General features: G+C 49.3%; 1 protein-coding gene and 1 pseudogene. Both read right to left on the reverse strand.

From position 1 onward, the window contains the following. Positions 1–154 (reverse strand): bifunctional adenosylcobinamide kinase/adenosylcobinamide-phosphate guanylyltransferase (locus tag A3761_RS07975; protein ID WP_197472965.1); only part of this gene is annotated, 154 nt, incomplete at its 3' end. Beyond that, positions 151–458: pseudogene (locus A3761_RS07980) on the reverse strand (cobyric acid synthase CobQ); the annotation flags it as partial. The pseudogene A3761_RS07980 and the gene A3761_RS07975, both read right to left, overlap by 4 nt.

A 458-nucleotide genomic window follows, 5' to 3' on the forward strand; every position in this document is an offset into this window, starting at 1 on the left:
GCTCAATTCGTGCTGCCATCTCCTCATCCAGTGCTTGTGCAGTGGCAAGCAAACAAATCGACGATGCACTATTGTTTGCCATAACTAGCTCTGCTTGCTGTTCTGCATATCGGCTCTTGCCAGATTTTACCCCTCCAAGAATGAGTCTTTTCATCCGGTCTGCTCCAGTAACTCTATCAGCTTATCCATATCAATCGCTGACTCAAAAGCATTGGCTAAGCGCTCCAACTGCTTCTCACGCACTTCTTCAAGGTTGACAGTGGTATCTGATCTTAGTCCAGCCCACTCTAGCAGTGCTTGCAATGCTTCCGGTGAATCAAATATACCGTGCAAATAGGTACCCTTAACCAGGCCGTCACTACTAGTTGCGCCATCTGTACCCGCGAGAGAAGCGTCACCCGTTGATGACCCCAAATTGACAATCATCGGGCGCGCCAAGTCATGTCCTGTGGTCACTC

Source organism: Oleiphilus sp. HI0123, from assembly GCF_001635315.1.